This is a genomic window from Ideonella sp., assembly GCF_041918995.1.
GTDB lineage: Bacteria > Pseudomonadota > Gammaproteobacteria > Burkholderiales > Burkholderiaceae_C > Ideonella.
Genome location: NZ_JAYRUN010000007.1, coordinates 58,987 through 85,485, shown reverse-complemented (window position 1 = coordinate 85,485; position 26,499 = coordinate 58,987). Strand labels below are relative to the sequence as shown.

General features: G+C 74.4%; 20 protein-coding genes. 15 read left to right on the top strand and 5 right to left on the bottom strand.

The genetic code is table 11. The features are described from left to right. The first annotated feature begins 2 nt into the window (after positions 1 to 2). The 6 genes from ACE3UN_RS08120 to ACE3UN_RS08095 are packed head-to-tail and all read left to right on the top strand — an operon-like array spanning position 3 to position 7,314. Entirely contained in the window at positions 3 to 2,147 is a 2,145-nt protein-coding gene (locus ACE3UN_RS08120) for an NAD-dependent epimerase/dehydratase family protein (RefSeq protein ID WP_374674422.1), read from the top strand. Positions 2,148 to 2,153: 6 nt separating this feature from the next. Continuing rightward, positions 2,154 to 3,395, top strand: a complete 1,242-nt coding sequence (locus ACE3UN_RS08115; protein WP_374674421.1) for a glycosyltransferase — start codon at positions 2,154 to 2,156, stop codon at positions 3,393 to 3,395. After that, positions 3,392 to 4,630: a glycosyltransferase gene (locus tag ACE3UN_RS08110; RefSeq protein ID WP_374674420.1), complete on the top strand. Its 1,239-nt coding sequence runs from the start codon at positions 3,392 to 3,394 to the stop codon at positions 4,628 to 4,630. The genes ACE3UN_RS08115 and ACE3UN_RS08110 overlap by 4 nt, the downstream gene beginning before the upstream one ends. Then, complete coding sequence (locus tag ACE3UN_RS08105) at positions 4,627 to 5,478, top strand: WecB/TagA/CpsF family glycosyltransferase (RefSeq protein WP_374674419.1); 852 nt, start codon at positions 4,627 to 4,629, stop codon at positions 5,476 to 5,478. Before ACE3UN_RS08110 ends, ACE3UN_RS08105 begins: the two co-directional genes overlap by 4 nt. Continuing rightward, a complete protein-coding gene (gene rfbA / locus ACE3UN_RS08100) occupies positions 5,475 to 6,377 on the top strand; it encodes a glucose-1-phosphate thymidylyltransferase RfbA (protein WP_374674418.1) in 903 nt (300 codons plus the stop codon). Before ACE3UN_RS08105 ends, rfbA begins: the two co-directional genes overlap by 4 nt. Beyond that, a complete protein-coding gene (locus ACE3UN_RS08095) occupies positions 6,361 to 7,314 on the top strand; it encodes a class I SAM-dependent methyltransferase (protein ID WP_374674417.1) in 954 nt (317 codons plus the stop codon). Before rfbA ends, ACE3UN_RS08095 begins: the two co-directional genes overlap by 17 nt. Before the next feature lie 22 nt (positions 7,315 to 7,336). On the opposite strand, the gene ACE3UN_RS08090 is transcribed toward ACE3UN_RS08095, so the two are convergent. Beyond that, positions 7,337 to 8,029 carry a response regulator transcription factor gene (locus ACE3UN_RS08090; protein ID WP_374674416.1) on the bottom strand — a complete coding sequence of 231 codons (693 nt, stop codon included), beginning with the start codon at positions 8,027 to 8,029 and terminating at the stop codon, positions 7,337 to 7,339. A gap of 159 nt (positions 8,030 to 8,188) precedes the next feature. Between ACE3UN_RS08090 and rfbC the strand changes: the two genes are divergently transcribed. The 9 genes from rfbC (at position 8,189) to ACE3UN_RS08045 (ending at position 18,631) form a co-directional block, all read left to right on the top strand. Then, positions 8,189 to 8,734, top strand: coding sequence for a dTDP-4-dehydrorhamnose 3,5-epimerase (gene rfbC / locus ACE3UN_RS08085; protein WP_374674415.1), 546 nt, complete (start codon positions 8,189 to 8,191; stop codon positions 8,732 to 8,734). Between the two features lie 13 nt (positions 8,735 to 8,747). Next, positions 8,748 to 10,088, top strand: a complete 1,341-nt coding sequence (locus ACE3UN_RS08080) for a UDP-glucose/GDP-mannose dehydrogenase family protein (protein WP_374674414.1) — start codon at positions 8,748 to 8,750, stop codon at positions 10,086 to 10,088. Between the two features lie 196 nt (positions 10,089 to 10,284). Beyond that, on the top strand, positions 10,285 to 11,739 hold the full coding sequence (locus ACE3UN_RS08075; RefSeq protein WP_374674413.1) for a mannose-1-phosphate guanylyltransferase/mannose-6-phosphate isomerase: 1,455 nt from the start codon (positions 10,285 to 10,287) through the stop codon (positions 11,737 to 11,739). 80 nt (positions 11,740 to 11,819) lie between these two features. After that, positions 11,820 to 13,214, top strand: coding sequence for an undecaprenyl-phosphate glucose phosphotransferase (locus tag ACE3UN_RS08070; protein WP_374674412.1), 1,395 nt, complete (start codon positions 11,820 to 11,822; stop codon positions 13,212 to 13,214). Between the two features lie 67 nt (positions 13,215 to 13,281). Then, positions 13,282 to 14,565, top strand: coding sequence for a hypothetical protein (locus ACE3UN_RS08065; RefSeq protein WP_374674411.1), 1,284 nt, complete (start codon positions 13,282 to 13,284; stop codon positions 14,563 to 14,565). A gap of 16 nt (positions 14,566 to 14,581) precedes the next feature. Continuing rightward, positions 14,582 to 15,370, top strand: coding sequence for an acyl-ACP--UDP-N-acetylglucosamine O-acyltransferase (gene lpxA / locus ACE3UN_RS08060; protein ID WP_374674410.1), 789 nt, complete (start codon positions 14,582 to 14,584; stop codon positions 15,368 to 15,370). Continuing rightward, complete coding sequence (locus ACE3UN_RS08055) at positions 15,367 to 16,344, top strand: hypothetical protein (RefSeq protein WP_374674409.1); 978 nt, start codon at positions 15,367 to 15,369, stop codon at positions 16,342 to 16,344. The genes lpxA and ACE3UN_RS08055 overlap by 4 nt, the downstream gene beginning before the upstream one ends. A gap of 14 nt (positions 16,345 to 16,358) precedes the next feature. After that, entirely contained in the window at positions 16,359 to 16,778 is a 420-nt protein-coding gene (locus tag ACE3UN_RS08050; protein ID WP_374674408.1) for an FdtA/QdtA family cupin domain-containing protein, read from the top strand. Between the two features lie 98 nt (positions 16,779 to 16,876). After that, complete coding sequence (locus ACE3UN_RS08045) at positions 16,877 to 18,631, top strand: diguanylate cyclase (protein ID WP_374674407.1); 1,755 nt, start codon at positions 16,877 to 16,879, stop codon at positions 18,629 to 18,631. Here ACE3UN_RS08045 and ACE3UN_RS08040 read toward each other — a convergent pair. Genes ACE3UN_RS08040 through ACE3UN_RS08025 form a run of 4 tightly spaced genes read right to left on the bottom strand, consistent with a single transcriptional unit; the run spans position 18,516 to position 26,450 of the window. Beyond that, complete coding sequence (locus ACE3UN_RS08040) at positions 18,516 to 19,352, bottom strand: class I SAM-dependent methyltransferase (RefSeq protein WP_374674406.1); 837 nt, start codon at positions 19,350 to 19,352, stop codon at positions 18,516 to 18,518. The two genes, ACE3UN_RS08045 and ACE3UN_RS08040, sit on opposite strands and share 116 nt — an antisense overlap. After that, positions 19,349 to 20,500 carry a DegT/DnrJ/EryC1/StrS family aminotransferase gene (locus ACE3UN_RS08035; protein WP_374674405.1) on the bottom strand — a complete coding sequence of 384 codons (1,152 nt, stop codon included), beginning with the start codon at positions 20,498 to 20,500 and terminating at the stop codon, positions 19,349 to 19,351. Before ACE3UN_RS08035 ends, ACE3UN_RS08040 begins: the two co-directional genes overlap by 4 nt. Further along, positions 20,497 to 23,427 carry a glycosyltransferase 61 family protein gene (locus tag ACE3UN_RS08030; protein WP_374674404.1) on the bottom strand — a complete coding sequence of 977 codons (2,931 nt, stop codon included), beginning with the start codon at positions 23,425 to 23,427 and terminating at the stop codon, positions 20,497 to 20,499. Before ACE3UN_RS08030 ends, ACE3UN_RS08035 begins: the two co-directional genes overlap by 4 nt. Beyond that, the gene (locus tag ACE3UN_RS08025; protein WP_374674403.1) at positions 23,424 to 26,450 is read right to left on the bottom strand and encodes a glycosyltransferase 61 family protein; all 3,027 of its coding nucleotides are present in this window, start codon (positions 26,448 to 26,450) and stop codon (positions 23,424 to 23,426) included. Before ACE3UN_RS08025 ends, ACE3UN_RS08030 begins: the two co-directional genes overlap by 4 nt. Between the last annotated feature and the right edge of the window lie 49 nt (positions 26,451 to 26,499).

The window sequence follows — 26,499 nt, the reverse complement described above, 5'->3', positions numbered from 1 at the left end:
ACGTGGCACCTGTGCATCCACACGACCCGACCACCACCCCGCTGCGGGTGGGCCTGCTGGGGGCAGGCTACATCCTCACCGCGCATGCGAAGGCCATCGAGGCCCTGCCCGGTGCCCGCCTGGCCGCCGTGTGCGACGTGTCGCGCGCGCGCGCCGAGGCGGCGGCCGCCGCCCATGGGATTCCGGCCGCCTTCACCTCGCTGGACGACATGCTGGCCGCCGGCGTGGACGTGGTGCACGTGCTGGTGCCGCCGCAGGCGCACGTGGACTGCACGCGCCGCATCCTGCAGGCCGGCGTGCACGCGTTCGTCGAGAAGCCCATGGGGCTGGACGCGACGCAGTGCGAGGAGCTGGTGGCGCTGGCCGAGGCGCGCCGCGTGCAGCTGGGCGTGAACCACAACTTCCTCTTCGGCCGCGCCTACGAGCGGCTGCGCGCCGCCGTGCGCGACGGCACGCTCGGTCGCCTGGACCACCTGGACCTGCGCTGGCTGTACCCGCTGGGGCTGATCCAGTTCGGCCCCTACAACAACTGGATGCTGCGCGCGGAGTCCAACCTGCTGTTCGAGCTGGGCCCGCACCTGGCGGCGTTCCTGCTCGACCTGGTGGGCGTGCCCGACGAGCTGCACGCCCAGGCGGGCCTGCCCATCGAGCTGCCCATGGCGCAGCGCGTGTTCCGCCAGTGGAGCGTCATCGCGCGCCGCGGCAGCACCTCGGTGAGCTGGCAGCTCTCGGTGCAGCCCGGCCAGGCCGACCGCAGCCTGCGCCTGCGCGGGTATGCCGCCGCGGCCACGCTCGACTTCGACCGCGACTGGCTGCTGTGGGACGAGGCGCGCAGCAACAGCGCCCTGTTCGATGCCTGGCGTGCCGGCCGGCAGGGCCCGCGCGAGTGGGCCGGCCAGGCGCGTGCCAACTTCGGGCGCCAGTTCCTGGGCACGCTGCGCAAGCGCACGCCGGCCAACGTCTTCCTGGACAGCGTGGGGCGCAGCGTGGCGGCGTTCTACGCCGGCGTGGCGGGCGGCCGGCTGGACGAGCGCCTGTCGGGCCGCTTCGGCGCCGAGGTCGTGCGCACCTGCGAGCGCATCGTCGCCAGCGCCGGCGCACTGGCGACGCCGCGGCCCGTGCCCGTGCCTGCCCCGCCCGCGCGGGCGGCCGACGTGCTGGTGGTGGGCGGCACCGGCTTCATCGGCAAGCGCCTGGTGCGCGCGCTGCTGGCGGCCGGGCGCGGCGTGCGGGTGTACTCGCGCAGTGCCGCCGGTGCCCGCGCCGAGCTCGAGGGCCTGCCCGTCGAGGTGGCCGAAGGCGCACTCGACGATCCGCAGGCGCTGGCCACGGCCTTGCAGGGCATCGCCGTGGTCTACCACCTCGCCAAGGCGGTGGGCCAGCGCTGGCAGGACTACGTGGACGGAGACCAGCGCCCCACGCGCGTGCTGGCCGAGGCGGCGCTGGCCGCCGGCGTGCGCCGCTTCATCTACACCGGCACCATCGATTCCTACGACGCGGCCGACCCGAACGCGGTGATCCAGGGCGACACGCCGCTGGACGGGGCACTGCATGCCCGCAACCTCTACGCGCGCTCCAAGGCCGCCTGCGAGGCGCTGCTGCTCGAGATGCACCGCAGCCGCGGTCTGCCCCTGGTCATCTTCCGCCCGGCGGTGGTGATCGGCGAGGGCTGCCCGCCGGCCCACTGGGGCGTGGGCATGTTCCACAGCGACACGCGCGTGCAGTACTGGGGCAGCGGCGAGCACAAGCTGCCGCTGGTGCTGGTGGACGACGTGGCCGACGCGCTGGTGCGCGGGCTGGACGCCCCGGGCATCGAGGGCCGCAGCTTCCTGCTGACCGACGAGCCCCTGCTGACGGCGCGCGAGTACGTGGACGAGGTCTCCCGCCTCTGCGGCACCCGGCTGCGCGCCACGCCCACGCCGGTGTGGAAGTACTTCGTGCTGGACGTGGCCAAGGAGGCCGTCAAGCACGCCATCCGCCATCCCAACCGCAAGCGCCCCAGCTACCACGACTGGGCGTGCCGGCAGCTGGCGGCGCGCTTCGACGCCAGCCAGACCCGGGCGGTGCTCGGCTGGCAGCCGGCGGGCACGCGCGAGGCGCTGGTCGAGCGTGGCATCGCCGCGGCCGTGCGCCACTACCTGCGCTGAGCACCGATGAACCGGCCACCGGCCCCACCGGCCATGCGCGTCGCCTACCTGGTCAACCAGTACCCGAAGGTGAGCCACACCTTCATCCGCCGCGAGATCGCCGCGCTGGAGCGCCAGGGCGCCACGGTGCTGCGCTTCGCGCTGCGCGGCTGGGACGCGGAGGTGGTGGATGCCGAGGACCGCGCCGAGCTGGGCCGCACGCACTACCTGCTGTACGGCGGGCTGGCGCCGCTGGCGTGGGCGGCCGTGCGCCAGCTGCTGGCCACGCCGCGCCGCTTCGCGCTGGCGCTCGGGCTGGCGCTGCGCGTGGCCCGGCGCGCCGACCGGGCGTGGCCCTGGCACCTGGTCTACCTGGCCGAGGCCTGCGCGCTGGTCCGGCGCCTGGCCCGCCAGGGCGGTGCGACGCAGCTGCATGCGCACTTCGGCACCAACGCGGCCGAGGTGGCCATGCTGGCCCATGCGCTGGGTGGCCCGCCCTACAGCTTCACCGTGCACGGACCGGAGGAGTTCGACAAGCCCGGTGCCCTGCACCTGCGCGAGAAGATGGCGCGCGCCAATGCCGTCGTGGCCATCAGCGCCTATGGCCGCAGCCAGCTCTGGCGCTGGGCGCGGCTGGACGACTGGCCCAAGGTGCGCGTGGTGCACTGCGGGCTCGAGCCCGCCTTCTTCGGCGACGCGCCCATGCCGCCGTCGACCGCGCCGCGCCTGGTGTGCGTGGGCCGGCTGTGCGAGCAGAAGGGCCAGCTGCTCCTGGTGGAGGCGGCGGCGCGCCTGGCGGCCGAAGGCCTGGCGTTCGAGCTGGTGCTCGCCGGCGACGGCGAGATGCGGCCCGAGGTCGAGGCGGCCATCGCGCGGCACGGCCTGCAGGCCTGCGTGCGCATCACCGGCTGGATCTCCAGCGCCCAGGTGCGCGCCGAGCTCGGCGCCGCGCGCGCCCTGGTGCTGCCCAGCTTCGCCGAGGGGCTGCCCGTGGTGATCATGGAAGCGCTGGCCGTGGGCCGCCCGGTGCTGGCCACCTACGTGGCGGGCATCCCGGAACTGGTGCGCGACGGCGTGGAAGGCTGGCTGTTCGAGGCCGGCTCGGCGGCGGCCGCGGCGCAGGCCATGCGCGCCTGCCTGGCGGCGCCGCCCGAGCTGCTGGCCGCCATGGGGCGGGCCGGGCGCGACCGCGTGCTGGCCCGGCATGGCGTGGATGCCGAGGCCCAGCGGCTGCTGGCGCTGTGGCGGCCGCCGGAGGCAGCGGCATGAACGGGGCGCTCGTCCTCGCCGAGGTGGCGGGCGCGCTGCTGGCCGCCGCCGGCCTGGCGCTGGCGGTACCGGTGCTGGTGTTCGCGGCACAGGTGGCCGCGGCCTGCCTGCCCGCCCGCCGGGCGCCGGGTGCGTCCGCCCGGCCGCCGGTGGCGCTGCTGGTGCCGGCCCATGACGAGGCAGCGGGCCTGGCTGCGCCGCTGGCAGCGATGCGCGCGCAGATGCGCCCGGGCGACCGCCTGCTGGTGGTGGCCGACAACTGCAGCGACGACACGGCCGCCGTGGCCCGCGGTGCGGGTGCGGAAGTGGTGGAACGCACGCACGCCGACCTGCGCGGCAAGGGCTACGCCCTGGCCTTCGGCGTGGACCATCTGCGCGCGGCGCCGCCGCCCGTGGTGGTGATCGTGGACGCGGACTGCCTGCTGGCGCCCGGCGCGCTCGACGCCCTGGCGGCCGACTGCCAGCGCCGGCAGGCGCCGGTGCAGGCCTGCTACCTCATGGGCCACGCCGGCGCGGCGCGGCTGACGGGCCGTGTCGCCGCCTTCGCCTGGGCGGTGAAGAACCGGGTGCGGCCGCGGGGCGGCGAACGCCTGGGCTGGCCCTGCCCGCTCACCGGCAGCGGCATGGCGTTTCCCTGGGCGCTGATCGCCGACGCCCCGCTGGCCACCGGCCACCTGGCCGAGGACATGCAGCTCGGGCTGGACCTGGCACGCGCCGGCCACGCGCCGCGCTTCTGCGAGGCGGCGGTCGTGACCAGCCACTTCCCCGAGTCGGCGCGGGCCACCGCCACGCAGCGCACGCGCTGGGAGCACGGCCACCTGGGCCTGATCGTGCAGCGCGCCTGGCCGCTGTGGCGCGAGGCAGCGCGGCGCCGCGATGTGCGCCTGGCGGCCATGGCACTGGACCTGGCGGTGCCCCCGCTGGCCTTGCTCGTGCTGGGGGTGGTCGCACTGTGGCTGGCGGCCGCGGGGGTGTCGGCGGTGGCGCCGGCGGCCGCCCTGCCGGCGGCGGCCTTCGGCCTGGCCAGCGCGGCCGGGGTGGCGATGGCGGCCGCGGTGCTGGCGGCCTGGCTGCGCTGGGGCCGGGGCCTGCTGTCCGCCTGGGACCTGCTGGGCATCCCCTGGTACGTGCTGGGCAAGCTGGGCGTGTACACGCGCTTCCTCACTCGCCGCCAGACGGCCTGGGTGCGCACCGGCCGTGATGATGGCGCGCAGCGCGAGGACGACACGCGATGAACATCCCTGCGCGCCCCTGGCGCCGCGTGCCGCTGCTCAACGTGTGGGCGGACGACCTCACCCAGGCCGAGCTGATGGACCGGCTGGACGCCGACGGCGGGCTGGTGTTCACCGTGAACCCCGACCACCTCTGGCACCTGCAGCACGACGCGGCCTTCGTGGCCGCCTACCGCAGCGCCGACTTCATCACCGTGGACAGCCACTACGTGATGGCCGCACTGCGGTGGCAGGGGCAGGGCGTGCGCGAGAAGGTCACCGGCTCGGACTTCCTGCCCGCGTTCTGCCGGCGCCATGCCGCCAACCCCGCGGTGCGCATCTTCCTGCTCGGCGCGGCGCCCGGCGTGGCCGAGCGGGCGCGCCAGCGCCTCAACGCCCGCGCCGGCCGCGAGCTCGTGGTGGGCGCACTGGGTCCGTCCATGCGCTTCGCCGAGGACGCCGCCGAGATCGACGCCGCCATCGAGCAGGTGCGCGCCAGCGGCGCCACCGCGCTGTTCCTGGGCCTGGGCGCGCCCCGCCAGGAGATCTGGCTCGCCCGCCACCGCCACCGGCTGCCCGGCGTGCGGGTGCTGGTGGGCGTGGGTGCCACGCTGGACTACGAGGCCGGCGCGGTGGCCCGTGCGCCGGTGTGGATGCGCCGCCTGGGCCTCGAATGGGCCTACCGTGTGCTCAGCGAGCCGCGCCGCTACGCGCGGCGCTACCTGCGCAACAGCCGCTTCCTCTGGTGGATGGCGCAGGCACGCGCCGGCCAGTACCGCGACCCCTTTCCAGGCATCGGCCCGGCCCCGGCCGCGCCCGCGCCCGCCACCGTCTCCCCGTCCGTCCCCGACCGTCCCGGAGTACCGCGATGACCCGTTCTCCCCCCCCGTCTCGCCGCAAGGGCATCATCCTCGCCGGCGGCTCCGGCACGCGGCTGCACCCGGCCACGCTGGCCATGAGCAAGCAGCTGCTGCCCGTGTACGACAAGCCGATGGTCTACTACCCGCTGTCGGCGCTGCTGCTGGCGGGGATCCGCGAGATCCTGGTCATCAGCACCCCGCAGGACACGCCGCGCTTCGAGCAGCTGCTGGGTGACGGGCAGCGCTGGGGCATCTCGCTGCAGTACGCGGTGCAGCCGCAGCCCGAGGGCCTGGCGCAGGCCTTCCTGATCGGCGAGCGCTTTCTCGATGGCCAGTGCAGCGCGCTCGTGCTGGGCGACAACATCTTCTACGGCCACGACCTGGGCCGGCGCCTGCAGACCGCTGCCGCCCGCCCGGAGGGCGCCACCGTCTTTGCCTACCCCGTGACGGACCCGGAGCGCTACGGCGTGGTGGAGTTCGACGCCGCCGGCCGCGCCATCAGCCTCGAGGAGAAGCCCGCGCGGCCGAAGAGCCGCTATGCGGTCACGGGCCTGTACTTCTATGACGAGCAGGTGGTGGAGCGCGCCCGGGCCCTGCGGCCCAGCGCCCGCGGCGAGCTGGAGATCACCGACCTCAACCGGGGCTACCTCGAGTCCGGCCAGCTCGACGTGCAGATCTTCGGCCGCGGCGACGCCTGGCTGGACACCGGCACGCACGACAGCCTGCTCGAGGCCGGCGCCTTCGTGCAGACGCTGGAGAAGCGCCAGGGCCTGAAGGTCTGCTGCCCGGAGGAGATCTGCTGGCGCCAGGGATGGATCGACGACACGCGGCTGGCCGCGCTGGCCGCCCCGCTGGCCAAGAGCGGCTACGGCCAATACCTGCAGCAGGTGCTCCGTGACCGCGTCTTCTGAAGCCCCGGGGCCGGGCGCCTGCCCCTGGTGCGGCGCGCGCATGCGCGCGCTGTTCGACACCCGCGACTGGCGGCGTCCGGCGTGCCACGAGCGCTGGCGCGTGGACTGGTGCGACGCGTGCCGCTACGGCCGCGTGGCCGGCGAGCCCTCGGCCGAGGAGGTGGCCGCGTTCTACCGGGTCGACTACTACACCCATGCCGACCCGGCCCAGGCCGGCGCGGCGCCCCGCGGCGGGCTGCTGGCGCGTGTGCGCACCCACCTGGCGTGGCGGCTGGACCGCGGCGTCGACTTCGCCCCCGCGGAGTTCGGTGCGCCCCCGGGCCGGCTGGTCGACATCGGCTGCGGCAGCGGCCACAACCTGGCCGCCCTGCGCGCGGCGGGATTCGACGCCTGCGGCGTGGAGCCCGACCCCGCCGCGCGCCAGGTGGCCGAGCGGCACGGGCCGGTGCTGGCCGGCACCGCCGAGGAACTGCCCGCCGCGCTCGGCGGCATGTTCGATGGCGCCCTGCTGTCGCACGTGCTGGAGCACACCCGCCACCCGGAACGGGCGCTGCAACAGGCCCATGACCGGCTGAAGCCGGGCGCCCGCCTGGTGGTGGAAGTGCCCAACGCGGACGCGCTGGGCTTCCGCGCCTTCGGGGCGAGCTGGCCCTGGACCGACGTGCCGCGCCACCTGCACTTCTTCACGCTGGACTCGCTGCGCGCGCTGCTCGGTCGCTGCGGCTTCGAGCTGGAGTCGGTGCGCCACACCGGCTTCACGCGGCAGTTCGACGCCTCGTGGATCGCGGCGCTGCACGACATCCACGCCCGCACGGACAGCGCCGCCGACCGCAGCAGCGCCTGGCAGCGCGAAAGCTGGGGCTTGCTGTGGCGCAGCGCGCTGGCGCCCGAGGACCAGCGCTACGACTCGATGCGGGTGCTGGCGCGCCGCGTCTAGCGGCCCGGCGGGCCGGCGGCCTCTACGCCGCCGGTCGGGGTGTCTTGAGCGCGGTCACCATGGGCGGCAGCAGGGCCACCTGCTTGACCAGCTCGACCATGCTGCGGCTGTGGGTCTTTTCCTTGAGGTTGTGCACGTGGCTGCGCACCGTGGCCACGGCCACGCCCAGGCGCTCGGCGATCTGCTGGGGCCGCAGGCCCTCGCACAGGGCGGCCAGCACCTCTTCCTCGCGCTGCGACAGGCCGCGGGCCCGGGCGAAGGCGCCCACCGACAGCTTCTCGACGATCTGCGCCCGCTGCAGGGTGAGCAGCACCGCGTGGCCGCCGCTGCGCGACGACAGGGGCAGGGGCAGCGGCACGATGGACACGCCCACCCGCGCGACGTCGCTGCCGAGGTTGAGCAGGGTGCGCGTGCCGCGGTGGCGGGCGCCCAGCAGGGCCTCGGCGAGCGCGGCCTGGTCGGCGCCGTCGCGGGCGCGCAGGCGGCGCTGGCGCAGTTCCAGCGGATGCTCGGCGCTCAGTTCACGCAGCGCGGCGTGGTTGGCATGCACCACCAGGCCGTCGCCCGACAGCAGCATCAGGCCATAGTCCACCTCGTCCAGCACGGCGGCCATCACGCGCACCAGCCCGGCCTGCTCACCGCTGCGGCGCTCCGGTCCGCGGTAGGACAGTTCGCATTCCAGGGCGGTGAGTTCGACGGACGTCGTGGCGTTCATGGATAGGCGGGCAATGGCAGGGCCAGACTGTGCATCTTCGGCCACGCCGGGCGGCTTGCGCAGGGGCCGGCGTGCGCGCACCGGCGCAAAGCGTGAACAATTCGTTACCCTGCCGGCGGCCAGCGGGGGGCGGCAGGGCGCATGGGACAATCGCAGCGCATGAAGATCGAGACCACCGCCCTCGACGGCGTGCTGCTGCTCACCCCGCGGGTGCATGGCGACGCCCGCGGCTTCTTCCTGGAAAGCTTCAACGAGCGCGCGTTCGACGCGGCGGTGGGCGCGCCGGTGCGCTTCGTGCAGGACAACCATTCCCGCTCGGCCCGCGGCGTGCTGCGCGGCCTGCACTTCCAGCGTTCGCCCCATGCGCAGGGCAAGCTGGTGCGCGTGGTGCGCGGCGCGGTGTTCGACGTGGCAGTGGACGTCCGCCCGGGCAGCGCCACCTTCGGGCGCTGGGTGGGTGCCGAGCTGTCCGCCGACAACCACCGCCAGATGTGGATCCCGCCCGGTCTCGCGCACGGTTTCCTGGTGCTCACCGACGACGCGGACTTCCTGTACAAGACCACCGACTACTACGCCCCCGCCGCCGAGGGCGCCGTGCGCTGGGACGACCCGGACCTGGCCATCGACTGGCCGCTGGGGGGCCAGGCCCCCGTGCTTTCGCCCAAGGACGCGGTGGCCCCGCGGCTGCGGGACCTCGACCTCTGAACCGACCGCTCCCATGAAAGTCACTGTCATCGGCACCGGCTATGTCGGCCTGGTCACCGGCGCCTGCCTCGCCGAGATGGGCAACCACGTGCTGTGCGTCGACGTGGACGCCCGCAAGATCGACATCCTGCACAGCGGCGGCATCCCCATCCACGAGCCGGGCCTGCAGGAGGTGGTGCAGCGCAACGCGGCGGCCGGCCGGCTGGAGTTCACCACCGACATCGCCCGCTCGGTGGCGCACGGCACGCTGCAGTTCATCGCCGTCGGCACGCCGCCCGACGAGGACGGCTCGGCCGACCTGCAGTACGTGACGGCCGCCGCGCGCAACATCGGCCGCCTGATGACCGACCACAAGGTCATCGTCGACAAGAGCACGGTGCCCGTGGGCACCGCGGACAAGGTGCGCGAGACCGTGGCGGCCGAGCTGGCCGCCCGTGGCGTGGCGCTGGAGTTCTCGGTGGCGTCCAACCCCGAGTTCCTGAAGGAAGGCGCCGCGGTCGAGGACTTCATGAAGCCCGACCGCATCATCATCGGCACCGACGACGAGCGAGCGACGCTGCTGCTGCGTGCGCTGTACGCACCGTTCGTGCGCAACCACGACCGCCTGCTGGTGATGGACGTGCGCAGCGCGGAGTTCACCAAGTACGCCGCCAACGCCATGCTGGCCACGCGCATCAGCTTCATGAACGAGCTGTCGCGCCTGGCCGAGAAGCTGGGCGCCGACATCGAGCACGTGCGCATGGGCATCGGCTCGGACCCGCGCATCGGCACCCACTTCCTGTACCCCGGCGCAGGCTACGGCGGCAGCTGCTTCCCCAAGGACGTGAAGGCGCTGGCGCGCATGGCCGCCGACGCCGGCTTGCCCAGCCGCATGATGGCGGCGGTGGAGCAGGTCAACGAGGAACAGAAGCGGGTGCTGGTGGACAAGGTGGTGGCGCGCTACGGCGAGGACCTGCGCGGCCGCACCTTCGCGCTGTGGGGCCTGGCCTTCAAGCCCAACACCGACGACATGCGCGAGGCGCCCAGCCGCGTCGTCGTGGCCGAGTTGGTGCGCCGTGGCGCACGCCTGCAGGCCTACGACCCCGTGGCCGCGGCCGAGGCGCGCCGGGTGCTGGCCCTCGACCTGGGCGAGCCGGCGCTGTCGCAGGTGCACTTCATGGCCTCCGCGCCCGCTGCGCTGCAGGGCGCCGACGCGTTGGTGGTGGTGACCGAGTGGAAGGAGTTCCGCACGCCCGACTTCGAGGCCATGGCGGTCACGCTCAGGGACCGCCTCGTCTTCGACGGCCGCAACCTCTACGACCCGGCCCTGGTGCGCGGCTTCGGGCTCGACTACCGTGGCATCGGGCGGCCCTGACGATTCGTGACGATTCGGGTTCGTCCGCCCCACGGATGTGACGGAATCCCGTCCGGAGAAGGCCCGATCCTTGCCTCCTAGGGGGCCGAACTGTCATGGCTTCTACGCCACAATGGTTCGCATCCGGACCGGGGTGAGGGGCGTGCCTGCCTGCCCGCGGTGAGCATTCATACGAACATCTGTCGAGAGGTTGTCGATGTCCCGATCCATCACCGTGTTGCCGGTCGTCATGGCCGGTGGCAGCGGCACGCGGCTGTGGCCGCTGTCGCGCGCGGGTTATCCCAAGCAGTTCCTGGTGCTCACCGGCGAGACGAGCCTGTTCCAGCAGGCTGTCGACCGCATTGCGGCGATCGATGGCAATGGCGTGCAGGTGCAGTCGCCGGTCGTGGTGGGCAATGCCGAGCACCGCTTCATGGTGCTCGAGCAGCTGCGCGAGCTGGGCATGGATTCCACCGCCGTGATCCTCGAACCGTCCGGCCGCAACACCGCGCCGGCGCTCACGCTGGCGGCGCTGCAGGCGCAGGAAGGCGGCGAGGACCCGGTACTGGTGGTCACGCCGGCCGACCAGACCGTGGCCGACGGCCCCGCCTTCACCGTGGCGCTGCAGCACGCGGTGCGCGGCGCGGCGGACGGCTCCATCGTCATCCTGGGCATCACGCCCGACCGGCCCGAGACCGGCTACGGCTACATCCGCGTGGCCCCCGGTGCGGTGGGCCACGAGCTGGCCGCCGTGGCGCAGTTCGTCGAGAAGCCGAACCAGGCCACGGCCGAGCGCTACCTGGCCGAAGGCGGCTACTACTGGAACAGCGGCATGTTCGTGCTGAAGGCCTCGGTGTGGCTGAAGGCGCTGGCGGCATTCCGCCCGGACATCCTCGAGGCCACCCAGGCCTCGTGGGCGGCCCGCCGCGAGGACGCGAAGTTCGTGCGGCCCGGCAAGAAGGAGTTCGAGCAGGTGCCGGCGGAGTCGGTCGACTACGCCGTGATGGAGCGCTGCCCGGGCAGCGGCTTCGACATCCGCATGGTGCCCCTGGCCGCCGGCTGGAACGACCTGGGCGCCTGGGACGCGGTGTGGCAGGTGGCGGGCAAGGACGGCGAGGGCAATGCCACCGTCGGCGACGTGCTGCTCGAGGACACCCGCAACACGCTGGTGCATGCCTCCGGCCGCCTGGTGAGCACGGTGGGCGTGGACAACCTCGTCGTCGTGGAGACCGCGGACGCCGTGCTGGTGGCCGACGCCTCGCGCAGCCAGGACGTCAAGAAGATCGTCAACAAGCTGGCCGCCAGCGGCCGCGGCGAAGGGCTGCTGCACCGCAAGGTGCACCGCCCCTGGGGCTGGTACGACAGCATCGACGCCGGCCCGCGCTTCCAGGTCAAGCGCATCATGGTGCGCCCGGGCGCGTCCCTGAGCCTGCAAATGCACCACCACCGCGCGGAGCACTGGATCGTCGTCACCGGCACCGCCGAGGTGACCTGCGGCGAGCGCAAGATCCTGCTGTCGGAGAACCAGAGCACCTACATCCCGCTGGGTGAGGTGCACCGCCTGGCCAACCCCGGCAAGGTGGACCTGGAGATCATCGAAGTCCAGTCGGGCAGCTACCTCGGCGAAGACGACATCGTCCGGTACGAGGATACTTACGGCCGAACGGCCTGAGCATACCCCCCCAGGCACGGCGGCTGCCCAGGCGGCCCGCCCGTGCCGGCAGGGTGCCGCGCGGGCCCTGCCACATCCCGATGTTCGAAGACCGCAGCGCCCGCAAGCAGTTCCTGAACGCCCCGCCCAGCGTGCCGGCGGCCATTGCCTCGGTGCTGGAGCCGGTGCTGGCCGCCACCAGCCTGGCGGTGTTCCATGGCCTGTTCGGCCAGCCTTTCGGCGGGCCGGCGATGGCCATGGCCATCCTGCTGCTGGTGCTGATGTTCCCGGGCGTCAACCGCTTCGGCAAGACCGGCATCGGCGTCGGCATCGACATCTTCCTGTCCTGGTCCGGCGTGCTCATGGTGCTGGTGCTGGTGGGCTACGCGACGGGCGGCCTGGCCGCCTTCGACCCCCAGATGCTGCTGGCCTGGGCCCTGATCACGCCGCTGGTGCACTGGGCCTGCGTCGTGGGGGGCACCGCCTGGATGCGGCACCGCGCCGCGCTGCCCCAGCACCGCCGGCCCGCCGTGGTGGTGGGCGCGCACCGCATGGGCCAGCGCGTGGCGCAAATGCTGGCCACCCGCAAGGGCTACGGCCACGACCTGCTCGGCTTCTTCGACGACCGGTCGGCCGAGCGCCTGCACCTGCCCGGGGCCGTGCCGCTGGTGGGCAGCCTGGCCGAGCTGCCCGACTTCATCGAGCGGCACGGCGTGAAGGACGTCTTCATCACGCTGCCGCTCACGTCCCAGCCGCGCATCTTGCAGCTCATGGAGACGCTGCAGAACTCCACCGCCTCGCTGCACTTCGTGCCCGACGTGTTCGGCGTCAGCATCATCCAGGGCCGGCTCGACGACATGGGCGGCGTGCCGGTGGTGGGCCTGCACGTGACGCCCTTCACCGGCATCAACGGCCTGCTCAAGCGCGCCAGCGACGTCGTGCTGGCCACGCTGATCCTTATCCTGGTGGCGCCGGTGATGCTCGCCGTGGCGGTGGGCGTGAAGCTCAGCTCCCCCGGCCCGGTCATCTTCCGCCAGCGTCGCACCGGCCTGGATGGCGAGGTGATCGAGGTGTACAAGTTCCGCTCCATGACCACGCAGGACAACGGCGCCGTCGTCCAGCAGGCCACGCGCAACGACCCGCGGGTCACCCGCTTCGGCGCCTTCATCCGCCGCACCTCGCTGGACGAGCTGCCGCAGTTCTTCAACGTGCTCAAGGGGCAGATGAGCATCGTCGGGCCGCGCCCGCATGCGGTGGCCCACAACGAGCAGTACCGCAAGATCGTCAAGGCCTACATGGCCCGCCACAAGGTCAAGCCGGGCATCACCGGCTGGGCGCAGGTGAACGGCCTGCGCGGCGAGACCGACACGGTGGAGAAGATGGCGCGACGCGTCGAGTACGATCTGGAGTACCTGCGCAACTGGTCGCTGGGCCTGGACCTGCTCATCATCGCGCGCACGGCCAAGCTGATGTTCTTCGACCGCAAGGCGTACTGACCGGCGGCCCGCCGTCCGGCGCCATGGCGACCCTGCACCGACCAGGACGACCTCACGAGGCACCCGCATGACCGGATCCCTGCTTTCCCGCCCGCTGCCCCTGGCCCTGGCGGCCGCCACGGTGTTCGCCGCCTCGGGCGCGGCCTTCGCCCAGGCCGATGCCCTGCCGCCCGCACCGCCCCCCGTGCCGGCCCCCGGCAGCCAGGCCGCCACGCCGGTGCCGCTGGCCTATGGCATCTCGCAGAAGTTCACGCACGAGAGCAACCTCTTCCGCGAAACCCGCGGGGCCGAGGACGACTGGGCGTCCACCACGGCGCTGAACCTGGCGCTGGACCAGCCGCTGGGCCGGGGCAAGCTGCGCGGCACCGCGTCGCTGCAGGCGAACCGCTACGGCGACCACGATGAGCTGGACAACACCGGCCACGACGTCGACCTGGCGCTCGACGTCGAGACCGCCCTCAACCTGGCCGGCACGGTGGGCGTGCGGGCCAGCCGCCAGCAGTACCGCTACGGGCTGGACAGCGCCACGCCGTTCGACGGCAAGAACATCGAGGACGAGCAGGCCGCCTACGTGCAGGCGCGGCTCGGCGGCATGGGGGTGTGGTCGCTGCTGGCCGGCGCCGACACGCTCGAGCGCAGCTATTCGCAGGACGCCTTCGCGGACCTGAACGACCTGTCGCAGTGGAGCGCCGAAGGGGGCGTGGGCTGGCGTCCGAGCCCGGATCTCGGCGGCACGTTGAAGGCCCGCTACACCCGCATCAGCCGGCCGGATTCAGCGCTGGGCTTCGGCGACGACGTCGGCCGGCGCGAGGTGGAGCTCGCCCTGGGCTGGCAGGCCAGCGGGGCCAGCCGCTTCGAGGGCCGCGCGGCCCGCGCCAAGGAGCGCCACTCGGTGCTGGACGACCGCTCCTTCTGGACCGGCGGCCTGGCCTGGGACTGGATGCCCGCCGCCAAGCTGCACCTTCGCACCGAGCTGGCGCGCGACACCGAGGGGGCGGGCGGCGCGCAGACCTCGCCCGAGCCCAGCGCGCAGGCCGTGCCGGCCGGCGACACCCTGCGCGACGCGCTGCGCTGGTCGGTGCAGTGGGCCGCCACCGCCAAGGTCAACGTGCTGGCGGCGGCGCAGTATTCCGAACGGCGGCTGAAAGCCCTGGTGGGCGGGCTGCCCGCCAGCGCGGAAGACCAGACCACCGCCTTGTCGCTGGGCGTGCGCTGGGCGCCGTCGCGTGCGCTGGACGTGGGCTGCGAGCTCGGCCGCGAGAAGCGCGAGACCGACAGTTCGCTCACCGTCATCACCCGGCCCTACGAGCTGACCACGATGGGCTGCTCGGTGGCCTTCTGGTTCCGCTGACCCGGCGCCGCGCCCCGTGGGAGGCATCCATCCGACCGCCGTCCTCAGCGGCCAGGTGACGGTGGACCCCACCGCCGAGGTGGGGCCCTGGTGCGTGCTCGACGGCGACATCACCGTCGGCGCGCGCACCCGGCTCGAGGTGGGCGTGTCCCTGCAGGGCAAGGTCACGCTGGGCGAGGACAACTTCATCGGCGCCCACAGCGTGATCGGCGGCCGGCCGCACGACCCGGCCTGGCGGGGCGAGCCGGGCGAGGTGGTCCTGGGGCGTGGCAACCAGATCTTCAGCTTCGTCACCATCGACCGCGGCACGCCGCGCGGCGACAGCCGCACGGTGCTGGGCAACGACAACTTCGTGATGGCCTACACCCACCTCGCGCACGACTGCGTGCTGGGCAACGGCTGCCGGATCACCAGCTACTGCGGCATCGCCGGCCTGTGCCGGCTCGACGACCACGTGGTCATCGCCGGCATGGTGGGCATGCAGCAGGCCGTGCGCGTGGGCGCCCATGCGTTCATTTCCGGCATGTCGGCGGTGACGAACGACGTGCTGCCCTTCGCCATCGCCCATGGCACCGACCAGCCCACGGCTCTGCGCGGGGCGAACGTCATCGGCATGAAGCGCCATGGCTTCAGCCGCGAGGACATCGACATTGCCCGCGCGCTGATCGCCCGCTTCGAGGGGCAGGCCATGCCCTTTGCCCAGATCCTGGCCGACATCGAGTCGGCCTATGACTCGGCCCACCCCGTGGTGCGCCGGGTGCTGGATTTCGCCCGCGCGCCCTCGCGCAGCGGCGTGCTGCGATGACGGTGGCGGCGGGCGACGGCATCACGCTGCGCCCCTACACGCCGGCCGACGAGGCCGTGTGGAACCGCTGGGTGGCGGGTGCCGCCAACGGCAGCTTCCTGTTCGACCGCGGCTTCATGGGCTACCACGCGGACCGCTTCCCCGACGCGTCGCTCCTGATCGAGCGGCAGGGGCGGCTGCTGGCCGTGCTGCCGGCCCACCGCGACGGTGACGGCTGGGCCAGCCACCGGGGCCTGAGCTACGGCGGCCTGGTGGTGGCGCAGCCCTTGGGGCCGGAGGCCACGCTGGCCGTGCTGCGGGCCGTGCAGGCCCATGGACGGCGCCAGGGCTGGCCGGCGCTGCTGTACAAGACCGTGCCCCTGATCTACCACCGACTGCCTTGCGAGGACGACCGCTGGGCGCTGTGGCGGCTGGGTGCCACGCTGGTGCGTCGGGATGCCCTGGCCGCGATCGGGCCCACCGCGGCGCACTGGCCGCCGGCGCGCCGCCGGCCCATCACCCGCGCGATGCGCGAGCGCGCCGCCCTGCGCCTCCACTGGCAGGCGGGCGACGAGGCCGCCGCGTCCTGGCCGGTCTTCTGGGGGCTGCTGGAGGCCGAGCTGCAGGCGCGCCACGGCCAGTCGCCGGTGCACAGCCTGGACGAGATCCGCCTGCTCGCCGGGCGGTTTCCGGCCCACATCCGCCTGGGCCTGGCCTGCCAGGGCGCCGAGGTGCTGGCCGGGGCGGTGCTCTTCGAGGGGCCGGCGGCCTGCCGCCTGCAGTACACCGCCACGGGCGACGCCGGCCGGCGCGTGGCGGCGCTGGACCAGCTGCTGGAGCAGGCGGTGGCCCAGGCCCAGGCGGGGGGGCGCTGGTTCGATTTCGGCCATTCCCATGAAGACCAGGGCCGCGCCGTGAATGCCGGGCTGGCCTTCTACAAGGCGAGTTTCGGGGCCAGCACGGTGGTGCATGATCACTACGTCCTGCCCTGCTGAGCGAGGAGACCCGGATGTCCCATGTCGATGATTGCCGGCTCGTCGAGCTGCGCACGGTGTACGACCACCGCGGCTCGATCTCCTTCGTCGAGTCCGGCGTGGATTTCGAGTTTCCGATCAAGCGCGCCTACTGGACCTACGACGTGCCGTCCCGCGCTTCGCGGGCCGGCCATTCGCACCGGCGGCTGCGCCAGCTGTACGTGGCGATCTCCGGCTCGTTCCAGGTGCACCTGGACGACGGCGAGCGGCAGCGTGTGGTGGGCCTTGGCCACCCCAACGAGGGGCTGCTCATGGCCCCCGGCGTCTGGCGCGAGCTGCACGGGTTCTCGTCGAACGCCTGCCTGCTCGTGCTGGCGTCCGAGCTGTTCGACGAATCGGACTACATCCGCGAACGTGCGGACTTCATGCGCTGGGTCGCCGAGGGCCGCCCCTGATCGGTGCGGCGCTTGACGATCGTCAGCGTCCGGTGTCGCCAAGTGGCGACACTGGGGCGCCCCGGCCTGCCCGCATCGGGTGAGGCCGCCTGGTTCCCATGAAGATCGTTCTCCTGCGCAGCATCGCGGCCGCCCTGGACGGCCTGGACATCGGCTTCTGTGCCTTCGACAGCCAGGACCGGGCCGTGGCATGGAACGAGACCTTCCTGGCCGTGTTTCCCGAGCACCGCGGGCACGTGCAGGTGGGGGAGCCCTACGCCGACAACCTGCGGCGCTTCTACGGGGTGCGCCTGCAGGGGGCCGAGCTCGACCTGATCGAGCGCTACATCGAGCAGGGCATCGCGCGCCACCGCAGCCAGCGCCGCCCTTACGAGTTCGAGCACCTCGGCCAGCGCCTGCGCGTGTCGTCGGTGGAGGCGGGGCGGTTCGGCCGCCTGCGCGTGTGGCGCAGGCTGGGCCCGGTCGACGGCGCACCGCGCGCCACCCAGCCGGTGGAGCATCCCGGCGAGGTGGCCTGGCGGGGCATTCTCGAGCGCATCCCCGACGGCGTGCTGGTGGTCGATTCCGGCGACCACATGGTCTGGGCCAACGCGGCGTTCCTGGCCCTCTACGGGCTGCCGGCCGACGAGCCGCTCACCGGCCGGCCGTTCGAGGCGCTGTACCGGCAGGCCTGGGATTCGGCGGCCGAGTCCCCGCGCCTGCGCGACAGCCTGCAGACGCTGGCGGAGAACCGGCGTTTCCCCGGGGCGCCTTTCGAGCTGGCATTGCCGGGCGACCGCTGGGTGCGGGTGGTGGAGCAGCGCGGGGACGCGGCCGACGGCACGGGCTGCTTCGTGCACGTGGACATCACGGCGGCCAAGCGCCAGCAGCAGGCGTTGCAGGCCGCACAGGAGCGCGCACGTGAGAGCGAGGCGCGCTACCGCCTGCTGGCCGAGTACTCCAGCGACGTCACGCTGGAGCTGCACGACGGTGCGGTGACCTACGTCTCGCCGGCGATCACACGCTTGCTGGGCTGGTCGCCCGAGCAGGTGCTCGGCCGCCGCGTGGAGGACTTCTGCCACCCGGACGACGCCGCCCGCGTGGCGGCCGCGGCGCGCTCGGCGACCGCGCGCGGTGAATCGGAGTACCGCGTGCGCGCGCTGCATGCGGCGGGCGAGCCGGTGTGGGTGGAGGCGCGCTCCCAGCGCCTGCCGCCACGCGGCGCGGGCGACACGACCACCCGCGCCATCCTCAATGTGCGCGGCATCGCTGCGCGCAAGCAGGTGGAAGACCGCCTGGCCGCGGCCAACCGCCGTCTGGAGGCGCTGGCGGTGACCGATGCGCTCACCGGGCTGGCCAACCGGCGGCGCTTCGACGAGGCCCTGGAGGCGGAGTGCCGCCGCGCCCAGCGCGACGGCAGCGAGCTGACGCTGCTGATCTGCGACCTGGACGACTTCAAGCGCGTGAACGACGGCTTCGGGCACCCGGTGGGCGACCAGGTGCTGCAGCGGGTCGCCGAGCTGCTGACCGCCCACGCCCAGCGTGCCGGCGACGTGGCGGCGCGCTACGGCGGCGAGGAGTTCGCGGTGCTGCTGCCCCACACCCCACACGAGCACGCGGCCGCGGTGGCCGAAGCGCTGCGCCGCGCCGTCGAGGCGGAGACGGGCTGGCCCCCGGGGGTGCACGGGCTCACGGTGAGCATTGGCCTTGCCGGCACCCGCCACGGTGGCGTCGACGGCTCACCGCGGCGGCTGGTGCTCATGGCCGACCATGCGCTGTATGCGGCCAAGCGCCAGGGGAAGAACCGGGTGGTCGCCGCGACAGCAACGCCATCTCCGCTGCCTGCTCCGGAAACTGCCGGCCCAGGGCGATGAGCCCCTGCACGCCGGCTTCGCCCAGCGAGGGCAGCAGCTGGGCCATCTGGGCGTGCGTGAAGGGCTTGAACAGGTAGCCGGCCATCTCCACCTCGTCCAGCCCGAGCGGGCCGACGAGCGCGCGCAGGTCCTGCGGCCGGTACACCGTCGGCTGGCCGAGCAGGCGGTTGCGTTCGCCCAGCGTCTCGGGGGAGGGCATGAGCCCCATCTGCACTGCCAGCAGGCGGTGAAAGGACAAGGCATTGGGCACGCTCACCAGCAGGTGGCCGCCCGGTCGCAGCCAGGCCACGGCCGCCCGCAGCAGCGCCAGCGGCTCGGCCGTCTCGTGGACCACGCCCGAGACGATCACCAGGTCGGCGCGGGGCTCACCCGGCCAGTGCACCGCCAGGGCGTCGCCGGCCGATTCGATGTAGTCGTGCACCACCGTCACGGCCGGCCGCGTGCGCCCGGCCGTCGCCGTGCGCGCCGCCTCGGCCCAGCGGGTGGCGGGCTCCACGATCACCCAGTCCCGGGGCGGCGCGGGCGCGGCGGACACCGCATCCACCAGGCGCTCCGGGCCGCAGCCCACCTCCAGCACCACGGCCGGCGCCAGGCGCTGCACCACGCCGAGGTTGTGCGCCTGGCGGGCGCGCAGGCAGACCGCCTCGAAATCGAGCGCGCCGTCGTGGCGCGCGGCGTAGTCGTCGGCCGACAGCGGCTTGCCGCTCGGGGTGGGGCTCATGGGGCAGGCGGCATGGCAGTGGCACCGTCGGCACGGCAGAAGGCCCGCACGGCGTCGGCCACGCGGTCCACCTCGTCCAGCCGGAGGTGCGGGCCGATCGGCAGGCTCAGCACCTCGTCGCACAGGGTGTCGCTGGGGCTGCGTCCGGTGGCCGCGGGGTCGGGTGCGAAGGCAGCGAACGGGGCAAAGCGGTAGACCGGCTTCGGGTAGTGCACCAGCGTCTCGATGCCGGCGGCCGCCAGCGCCGCCTGCAGCGCGTCGCGCCGGCCATGTCGCACCACGTACAGGTGCCACACCGGTTCGTCGCCGGGCACGGTGGCCGGCAGCTGCAGGCCGGGCAGGCCGGCCAGCGCCTCGGCATAACGCGCTGCCTGCGCCGCGCGCCGGGCGTTGTGCTCGCGCAGGCGGGCCAGGCGCACGCGCAGGAAGGCCGCCTGCAGCTCGTCGAGCCGGCTGTTCACGCCCTCGGTCTCGTGCGCATAACGCTGCAGGCTGCCGTAGTTGCGCCGCTGCCGCAGCGTGCGCGCAAGCGCATCGTCGTCGGTCGCTGCCGCGCCCGCGTCGCCGAATGCGCCGAGGTTCTTGCCCGGGTAGAAGCTGTAGCCGGCCGCGCGGCCGAAGCTGCCCACCGGCCGCCCCTGGTGGCGCGCGCCGTGGGCCTGGGCGGCATCCTCGATGAGCACCAGGCCGTGCGTCTCGCACAGTGCAGCGATGGCCGCCGGGTCGGCCGGCTGGCCGGTCAGGTGCACCGGCATCACCGCGCGCGTGGCCGGCGTGAGCGCCGCCTGCACGCCGGCGGCGTCGATGTTGAAGCGGCCCGGGGCGGGCTCCACCGCGCGCGGCGTGGCGCCGGCCAGCCGCACCGCCTGCCAGGTGGCGATGAAGGTGTGGGCCGGCACGATCACTTCGTCGCCCGGGCCGATGCCGGCCGCCTGCAGCGCCAGCGCCAGCGCGTCCAGCCCGTTGCCCACGCCCACCACGTGCCGGCACCCCAGGAAGGCGGCGAACTCGGCCTCGAAGGCCTCCAGCTCGGGGCCCAGCAGCCAGCGGCCGCTGTCCATCACGCGGCGGTACCCGGCGTCGTAGGCGGCCTGGTCCTCGCGGTAGACCGCCTGCAGGTCCAGGAAGCGCACGGGCGGCGCCGTCATGCGTCGCCCGCCGCCCACTGCAGCGCCTGCCGCGCCAGCGCCAGGTCCACCGAGAACGGCGAGGTCACGATGGACACGCCCTCGAAGCCCGCCAGGCTGCGGCCCTGCAGCCAGCGGTGCGCCTGGCCGCGCAGGAAGGACAGGTCGAGGAAGGTGGGCGAGTAGATGTCCTGCTTGTACACGGTGAGCACCCGGCAGTCCGGCTGCGTCCACATCAGGTTGGTGAAGGCGGCGCCGGGCGGGCCGGCGATCGCACGGGCGGTGGCGAACAGGCGCACCTGGTCCAGCAGGCTCAGCGTCTCCGGGGCCACGATCTCGAAGCCCAGCGACTCGGCGAGGGCGATCATGTCCTCGGCCTCCGCCATGGGGCGGCGCGTCTCGCCCCGGCGGGCGAGGTAGACGCGCCGCGCCAGCGGCGGCGGGGCATCCGGGTCGAGGCCGGCGGCCTGCCACAGGCATCGGCGCAGGCCCTCCACCAGCGTCGGGCTGGCGAACTCGGCCGGCGAGGCCACCAGCGCATCGGACAGGCGCAGGTCGTCCGCCGCCTCGTACCAGCGCACGCGGCTGTCATCCAGGCCGATGTCGGCGAGCGAGCTGCGCATCCAGCCGTTCAGCTCACGCGGCAGCAGCAGGCGGCGCGTCTTGAGGATGCCGCGCACCATGAGGCCGTGGATGCGCGCGAGGGTGAGCACCATCCAGTGGTAGTAGTTGCGGTGGAAGGGTGCGTCCATGTTGGCCAGCACCACCAGCGGCTCGTCCACACGCTGCCAGCGCGTGGCGCGGCGCATCACCGTGCCTGCCGCACCGCGCGCCACCACCGACGGGTGCGGGTAGGGGAAGTCGGCCATCTGCAGGTGCCACGGGTGCGGCTTGAGGATGCCGCCCTGCGGTGCGATGAGCAGGTGGATGGCGCGCACTCGCAGGTCGGTCACGCGGGCCAGGCTCAGCGTGGTCGCTTCGGCGGCGTGGCGCTCCACCCGCAGCCGCCCCGTCACGTCGACCACCTCGAACTGGCCGGGGCAGGGCGGGTCGCTCACCAGCGCATGGTCGGTCACGCCCTCGGCGCGCAGCCAGTCGGCCCACTCGCGCAGCGGCCACACCTCCAGCACGCGCGCCGCGGCGGCCTCGGTGGGGTGCAGCCGCGCGATGTCGGCCTGCACGGAAGTGGCCTGCCCGGCGGCGAGCAGCGCCCGCTCCTGCATGGGCTCGACGGCGCCGGCGCCCAGCGCGCCCAGCCGCTGGCGCGCGTCGGCCAGGTCGGCCAGCGCCTCGTGCGGCTGGCGCATGGCCAGCCGGGCGTCGAGCTGCAGCTGCAGCAGGCCGATCAGGGCCGCCACGCTGCCCTCGGTCGGCGCACCACGCAGCGGGCGGTCCTGGCGCATGACATGGCCGACCAGCGTCACCAGGTGCGCCAGCACCGCCATGCACTGCGCCCGCGCGCGCTGGCCGTCGAGCACGCCGAAGGCCGGGCCCACCTCGAAGGGAAAGACCTGGTCCCAGTGGGCCAGGTCCAGCGCGCCGCAGTTGGCCTGCACCCACAGGTGGGTGGCGGCGGCCAGGGCCTGGGCCGCGGTCGGGCCCTCGTCGGCCGCGATGGCGGCGCGGCAGGCGGCGTCGAACTCGGCCAGGGCAGCGGCCCCGGCGCGGGTGATGTCGGCGGGCGTGTGGGGGCTGTCGTGCCGCGGCGGCTCGGCCACCAGCTGCGCCAGGGCCGCCAGGGCCGGCGCCACCGGGCCGAGCGCCTCGGCGTCGAAGTGGGTCGGGCCCGCGGCCTCGCGCAGGCCGCCGGCCCCCGGCTGCGCCAGGGCCGCCACGCGCGACTGCTGCAGGCGCAGGTGCGCCAGGCGCATCTCCGCCTGGTCGTCCAGCGCCCCGATGTCCGCGAGCTTCTGGTAGACCTGCTCGGCCAGTGCCGTGTCGCCGTCGTGGAAGGCGTACTCGGCCAGCAGTTGCCAGGCGCTGGGCGTGGCCGGGTGGGTGGGCTCCAGCGCCAGCAGCGGCGCCGCCAGGTCCTGCACCAGCGTGCCCGCGGCGCGGCGGCGGCGCGCCAGCTCACGCTGGATGGAGGGCTGCTTCGGCCAGGCCTGCGCGGCGCGCTCGGCGAGTGCGTCGACCTCGGGACCCGGCGCGAGATCGGCGAGGGTGGCGATGGCGCTGGCCAGTGCGAAGCCGTCGTTGGCGGCCGGGTCGTCGAAAGCCAGCATCGCCTCGGCCAGCTGGCGCAGCGACGGCAGGTGCGCGCAGCGCACGGCCGCGCTCACGAGTGGCGTGCGCCAGGCCTCGACGCCGGCACGGGCAGTGTGCGGGGCCAGCCGCTCCACCCAGGCCGCCACGCGTTGCAGCGGCGCCAGCTGCTCGGCGGCGCGCGCCACCATGGCCAGCGAGCCGGTGAGCTCGGCTGTCCAGTCGACCTCCGGCTGCCAGCGTTCGCCCAGCGCGTCGATGAGCGCCAGCGTGGGTTCGATGGCGGCCTCGCCCTTCAGGCGGCGCAGCTGGCGCAGCAGCGCCAGGGCCACCGCCTCGTGCTCGGGCAGGGCCAGCTGCGATTGCCAGCGCAGGGCCGCGTCGGCCAGGGGCTGGACCCGCCCGAGCGTGCCTTGCGCGCGGATCCAGGCGGGGACCAGGCCGGCGCCGAGCGGCTCGGTGCCCTCGGGCAGCGTGTGCCACCAGGCCTCGATGGCCTCGACGGTGGCCTGCAGCTGCCAGGGCGGGACGTCCTGCCGGCCCTTCACCCATTCGTGGTGCATCACCTGGGCCAGGCGGCCGCGGGCCGCCGCCGGCACCTCGGGGCGGTGCAGCTTCTGCTGCAGCTGGGCACCGCCGGGCAGGCTCAGGCCCTCGCGCTCGCAGCGGGCCAGCAGTTCGTCCAGCCAGACGCGCCCCAGCGCCGGCACGGCGGCGCCCGCCGCCAGGGGGGTGCTGCTCATTCGACGGCCTCCGTGCCGGCGCCGGCCACCCAGTGCAGCTGCGCCTCGGCGAGCGCCATGTCCACGCTGTAGGGGGCGTTGACCACCGACATCAGCTCATAACCCGGCAGGTTGCGGCCCAGCAGCCAGCGGTGGGCCTGGCCACGCACCAGGGACAGGTCGACGAAAGTCGGCAAGTTGGCTTCCTCCTTGAAGATCGAGAGCACGCGTGCGCCGCGACCGGCCCACAGCAGGTTGGTGTACGCGGCGCCGGGCGGCCCGGCAATCCCACGGGCCGAGGCGAACAGCCGCACCTGGTCGAGCAGGCTCAGGGTCTCGGGTGCCACCAGCGTGAAGCCCAGTGACTCGGCCAACGACTCCAGCGCGGCTTCCTCCACCAGCGGCCGCCGTCCTTCGCCGCGGCGCGAGATGTACAGCAGCGCGCCCCCGGCCGGGGCGGGCGCGTCCGCGTCGCAGCCGGCGGCGCCCAGCAGCGTGCGCCGCAGGCCGTCCAGCAGCGCAGGGCTGGCGAACTCCAGTGGCGAGGCCACCCAGGCGTCGGTGAGCCACAGGTCCTCGTCTTCGCCATAGCTGCACAGCGCGCTGTCGGGCACGCTGATGTCCACCAGCGAGGACCGCATCCAGCCCGACAGCTCGGCCGGCAGCCACAGCGGCCGCTCCGCCGAGAACAGGCCTGCGCGGTGCAGGGCGTCGATGCGCGACAGCAGCAGCACCACCCAGTGGTAGAAGTTGCGGTGGAAGGTCGCGTCCAGGTTGGCCAGCACCAGGGCCGGGCGGTCCACCGTGCGCCAGCGCGGCGCGCCGAGCACGGCGGCACGCGCGCCGGCACCGCCGCGGGCGCGCACGTGGCGGTGGTCGTAGGGGTACTCGCCCATGCTCAGGTGCCAGTCGGCCGGGCGCAGGATGCCGCCCTGCCGGCCGATGAGCAGGTGCGAGTTGCGCACGCCCAGGCCGGCGTGGCGGCTGAGGGACAGGGCCGTGGGAGCCAGGCGATGCGCATGGCGGCGGCAGGCGCCGTCGGGCCCGACGGACTCGAAGTGGCCCTCGCATGGGCGGTCTGCCACGAGCAGGCGTGCGCTGGCCGATTCGGCGGCCAGCCAGGCATCCCATTCGCGCAGCGGCAGCAGCTCGTCCTGCGGCGAGGCGAGGGCGGCGCGCGCCGCGTCGAGCCGCCCGGCGGTGAGCCAGGCCCGCAGGCGCAGGCGCGCCCGCGGTTCGGCCGCCAGCGGCCCCAGCTGGGCGTCCAGGCGGGCCAGGTCGTCCAGGGCGGCGTCGGCCTCGCCCAGGGCCCAGCGGGCCTCCGCGCGCTGGGCCTCCAGCTGCTCCACATGGCGCAGGCTGGCCACGCCGGCGCCGCCTTGCAAGGCGCGCGGGCGCTCGATGGCATGGCTGCACAGCGCCACCACATGCCGCTGCACGGTGCGGTGCTGGGCCCGGCAGCGCTGCGGGTCGAGCCGGCCGTAGGCCGGGCCGAACGCCATGCCGAAGGCCTCGGGCCAGCGGGCATGGTGGCCGAAGGCCGCGTCCGCCAGCTGCGACAGGTGGCGGGCCAGGCGCAGGCAGGCCTGCAGGCTGGCGGGCGGCGCAGCCTGCAGCCCGGCGGTGAAGTCGTGCAGTGCGGCCTGGCCCGCCGCCGCCAGCGCCGCGGCGTCGTAGCGGCTGTCGTGCGTGGGCGCCACCGACAGCAGCGCCCTCAGCGGCGCCAGCGCCGCGCCGAAGGGCGCCAGCAGGTCCTCGGGCCAGGTGTCGCGCGCGCTGCGTTGCGCGCGCGCCTCGGCCAGGTCGCTGTCGGTGGCCGTGGCGTGGGCCGTGTCCGCCGCCGGCTCGGGCGCCGCCGGGTGCGTGGGCAGGAAGCCCGATTCCTCGCGCGAGCGCAGGTGGCCCAGCCGCAGGCGGTCGATGGCCGACAGCGCACGCCGCGACTCCAGCGCCCGGTACAGGCCGATGGCCTCGCGCTCATGGCCCTGGTGGAAGCAGATGCCGGCCAGCCAGCCCATCGCGGTGGCGGCCCCGGGCTCGTCGAGGTCCAGCGGCCCCAGCAGTTCGCGCAGCTGCGGCACCTCGGCGCCGTCGGCATGGGCGAGCTTGGCCATGGACAGGCGCAGCCCGGCATGGTGGCCATGCGCTCCGGCTCGCGCCAGCAGCGCACGGGTGGTGTCGTCCGGTGCCAGCGAGCCGAGCGTGGCCAGCAGCTGCACCAGCAAGGCGGTGCTGTCCTCCGCGGCCAGCCCGCCGTGGGCCAGCAGCGCATCGGCGGCCTGCTGCATGGCGCCCACCTGCAGGGTGCGCAGGGCCAGGCGGCCTACCTCGTTCCAGCGGCCCAGCCGTTGCGCGGGATCGTCTGCCGGCGTGTCGCCCGCGGCATGGGCCAGCGCACACAGGGGCTCGACCCACATCGCGGCCAGGCGCAGGGGGGCCAGGTCGTCCGCGTGGCGCGCCAGCGCGGACACCGCGCCCAGGGCCGGCGCCTGCCAGCCGGCGCACGCGTGCCACACCGGCCGCAGGGCCGCGAGCAGCCGGGCCAGGGCGGGCCAGTCGCGGCGCTGCCGCAGGTGGCGCAGCAGCGCGGCCACCAGCTGCTCGGCCGGCGGGGCGCCCAGGCGGCCGGGGTGCGTGGCGGCGGCGGCCACCTCCTGCGCGAGGGCGCCGAGCGCGGGGCCGTCGTCCAGCTCGGCCAGGGCGCGCACGAGCGGGGCGCCGAGGCCGCAGGCCGGGCGATCGGCAGGCGGCAGCGACTGCCAGGCCGCGAGGGCCAGGTCGGCGAAGAGCCGGCCATGCACCGGGTCGGCGCCGGCGCCGCCCTTGAGCCAGGCGGCGTGGCAGGCCTGTGCGGCGCGCAGCCAGTCGGCGGGCGCCGGGTCACCGGACGCCAGCTTCGCCCAGGGCCCGGGCGGCCCCGGCGGGCCGGAGGGCGAGACCGCCCGCACGCGCTCGAGCAGCGCAGCGGCGGTGCCGGCGGCGGCAGGCGCCCCGGGGCCGGCGGCCGGCGTGGGCGGGTCGGACGGGAAGGCGGCGGCGCTCACCCCCGCAGTACACCACAGGCGGGGGGCCGCGCCGACCGCCCGGCGCGGG

Coding starts and splice junctions, on each gene's coding strand:
- ACE3UN_RS08080 (WP_374674414.1), top strand. CDS start 8,748: ATGAAAGTCACTGTCATCGGCACCGGCTATGTCGGCCTGGTCACCGGC.
- ACE3UN_RS08090 (WP_374674416.1), bottom strand. CDS start 8,029: ATGAACGCCACGACGTCCGTCGAACTCACCGCCCTGGAATGCGAACTG.
- ACE3UN_RS08045 (WP_374674407.1), top strand. CDS start 16,877: ATGAAGATCGTTCTCCTGCGCAGCATCGCGGCCGCCCTGGACGGCCTG.
- ACE3UN_RS08030 (WP_374674404.1), bottom strand. CDS start 23,427: ATGAGCAGCACCCCCCTGGCGGCGGGCGCCGCCGTGCCGGCGCTGGGG.
- ACE3UN_RS08055 (WP_374674409.1), top strand. CDS start 15,367: ATGACGGTGGCGGCGGGCGACGGCATCACGCTGCGCCCCTACACGCCG.
- ACE3UN_RS08075 (WP_374674413.1), top strand. CDS start 10,285: ATGTCCCGATCCATCACCGTGTTGCCGGTCGTCATGGCCGGTGGCAGC.
- ACE3UN_RS08050 (WP_374674408.1), top strand. CDS start 16,359: ATGTCCCATGTCGATGATTGCCGGCTCGTCGAGCTGCGCACGGTGTAC.
- rfbC (WP_374674415.1), top strand. CDS start 8,189: ATGAAGATCGAGACCACCGCCCTCGACGGCGTGCTGCTGCTCACCCCG.
- ACE3UN_RS08110 (WP_374674420.1), top strand. CDS start 3,392: ATGAACGGGGCGCTCGTCCTCGCCGAGGTGGCGGGCGCGCTGCTGGCC.
- ACE3UN_RS08105 (WP_374674419.1), top strand. CDS start 4,627: ATGAACATCCCTGCGCGCCCCTGGCGCCGCGTGCCGCTGCTCAACGTG.
- ACE3UN_RS08035 (WP_374674405.1), bottom strand. CDS start 20,500: ATGACGGCGCCGCCCGTGCGCTTCCTGGACCTGCAGGCGGTCTACCGC.
- ACE3UN_RS08065 (WP_374674411.1), top strand. CDS start 13,282: ATGACCGGATCCCTGCTTTCCCGCCCGCTGCCCCTGGCCCTGGCGGCC.
- ACE3UN_RS08070 (WP_374674412.1), top strand. CDS start 11,820: ATGTTCGAAGACCGCAGCGCCCGCAAGCAGTTCCTGAACGCCCCGCCC.
- ACE3UN_RS08115 (WP_374674421.1), top strand. CDS start 2,154: ATGAACCGGCCACCGGCCCCACCGGCCATGCGCGTCGCCTACCTGGTC.
- ACE3UN_RS08040 (WP_374674406.1), bottom strand. CDS start 19,352: ATGAGCCCCACCCCGAGCGGCAAGCCGCTGTCGGCCGACGACTACGCC.
- rfbA (WP_374674418.1), top strand. CDS start 5,475: ATGACCCGTTCTCCCCCCCCGTCTCGCCGCAAGGGCATCATCCTCGCC.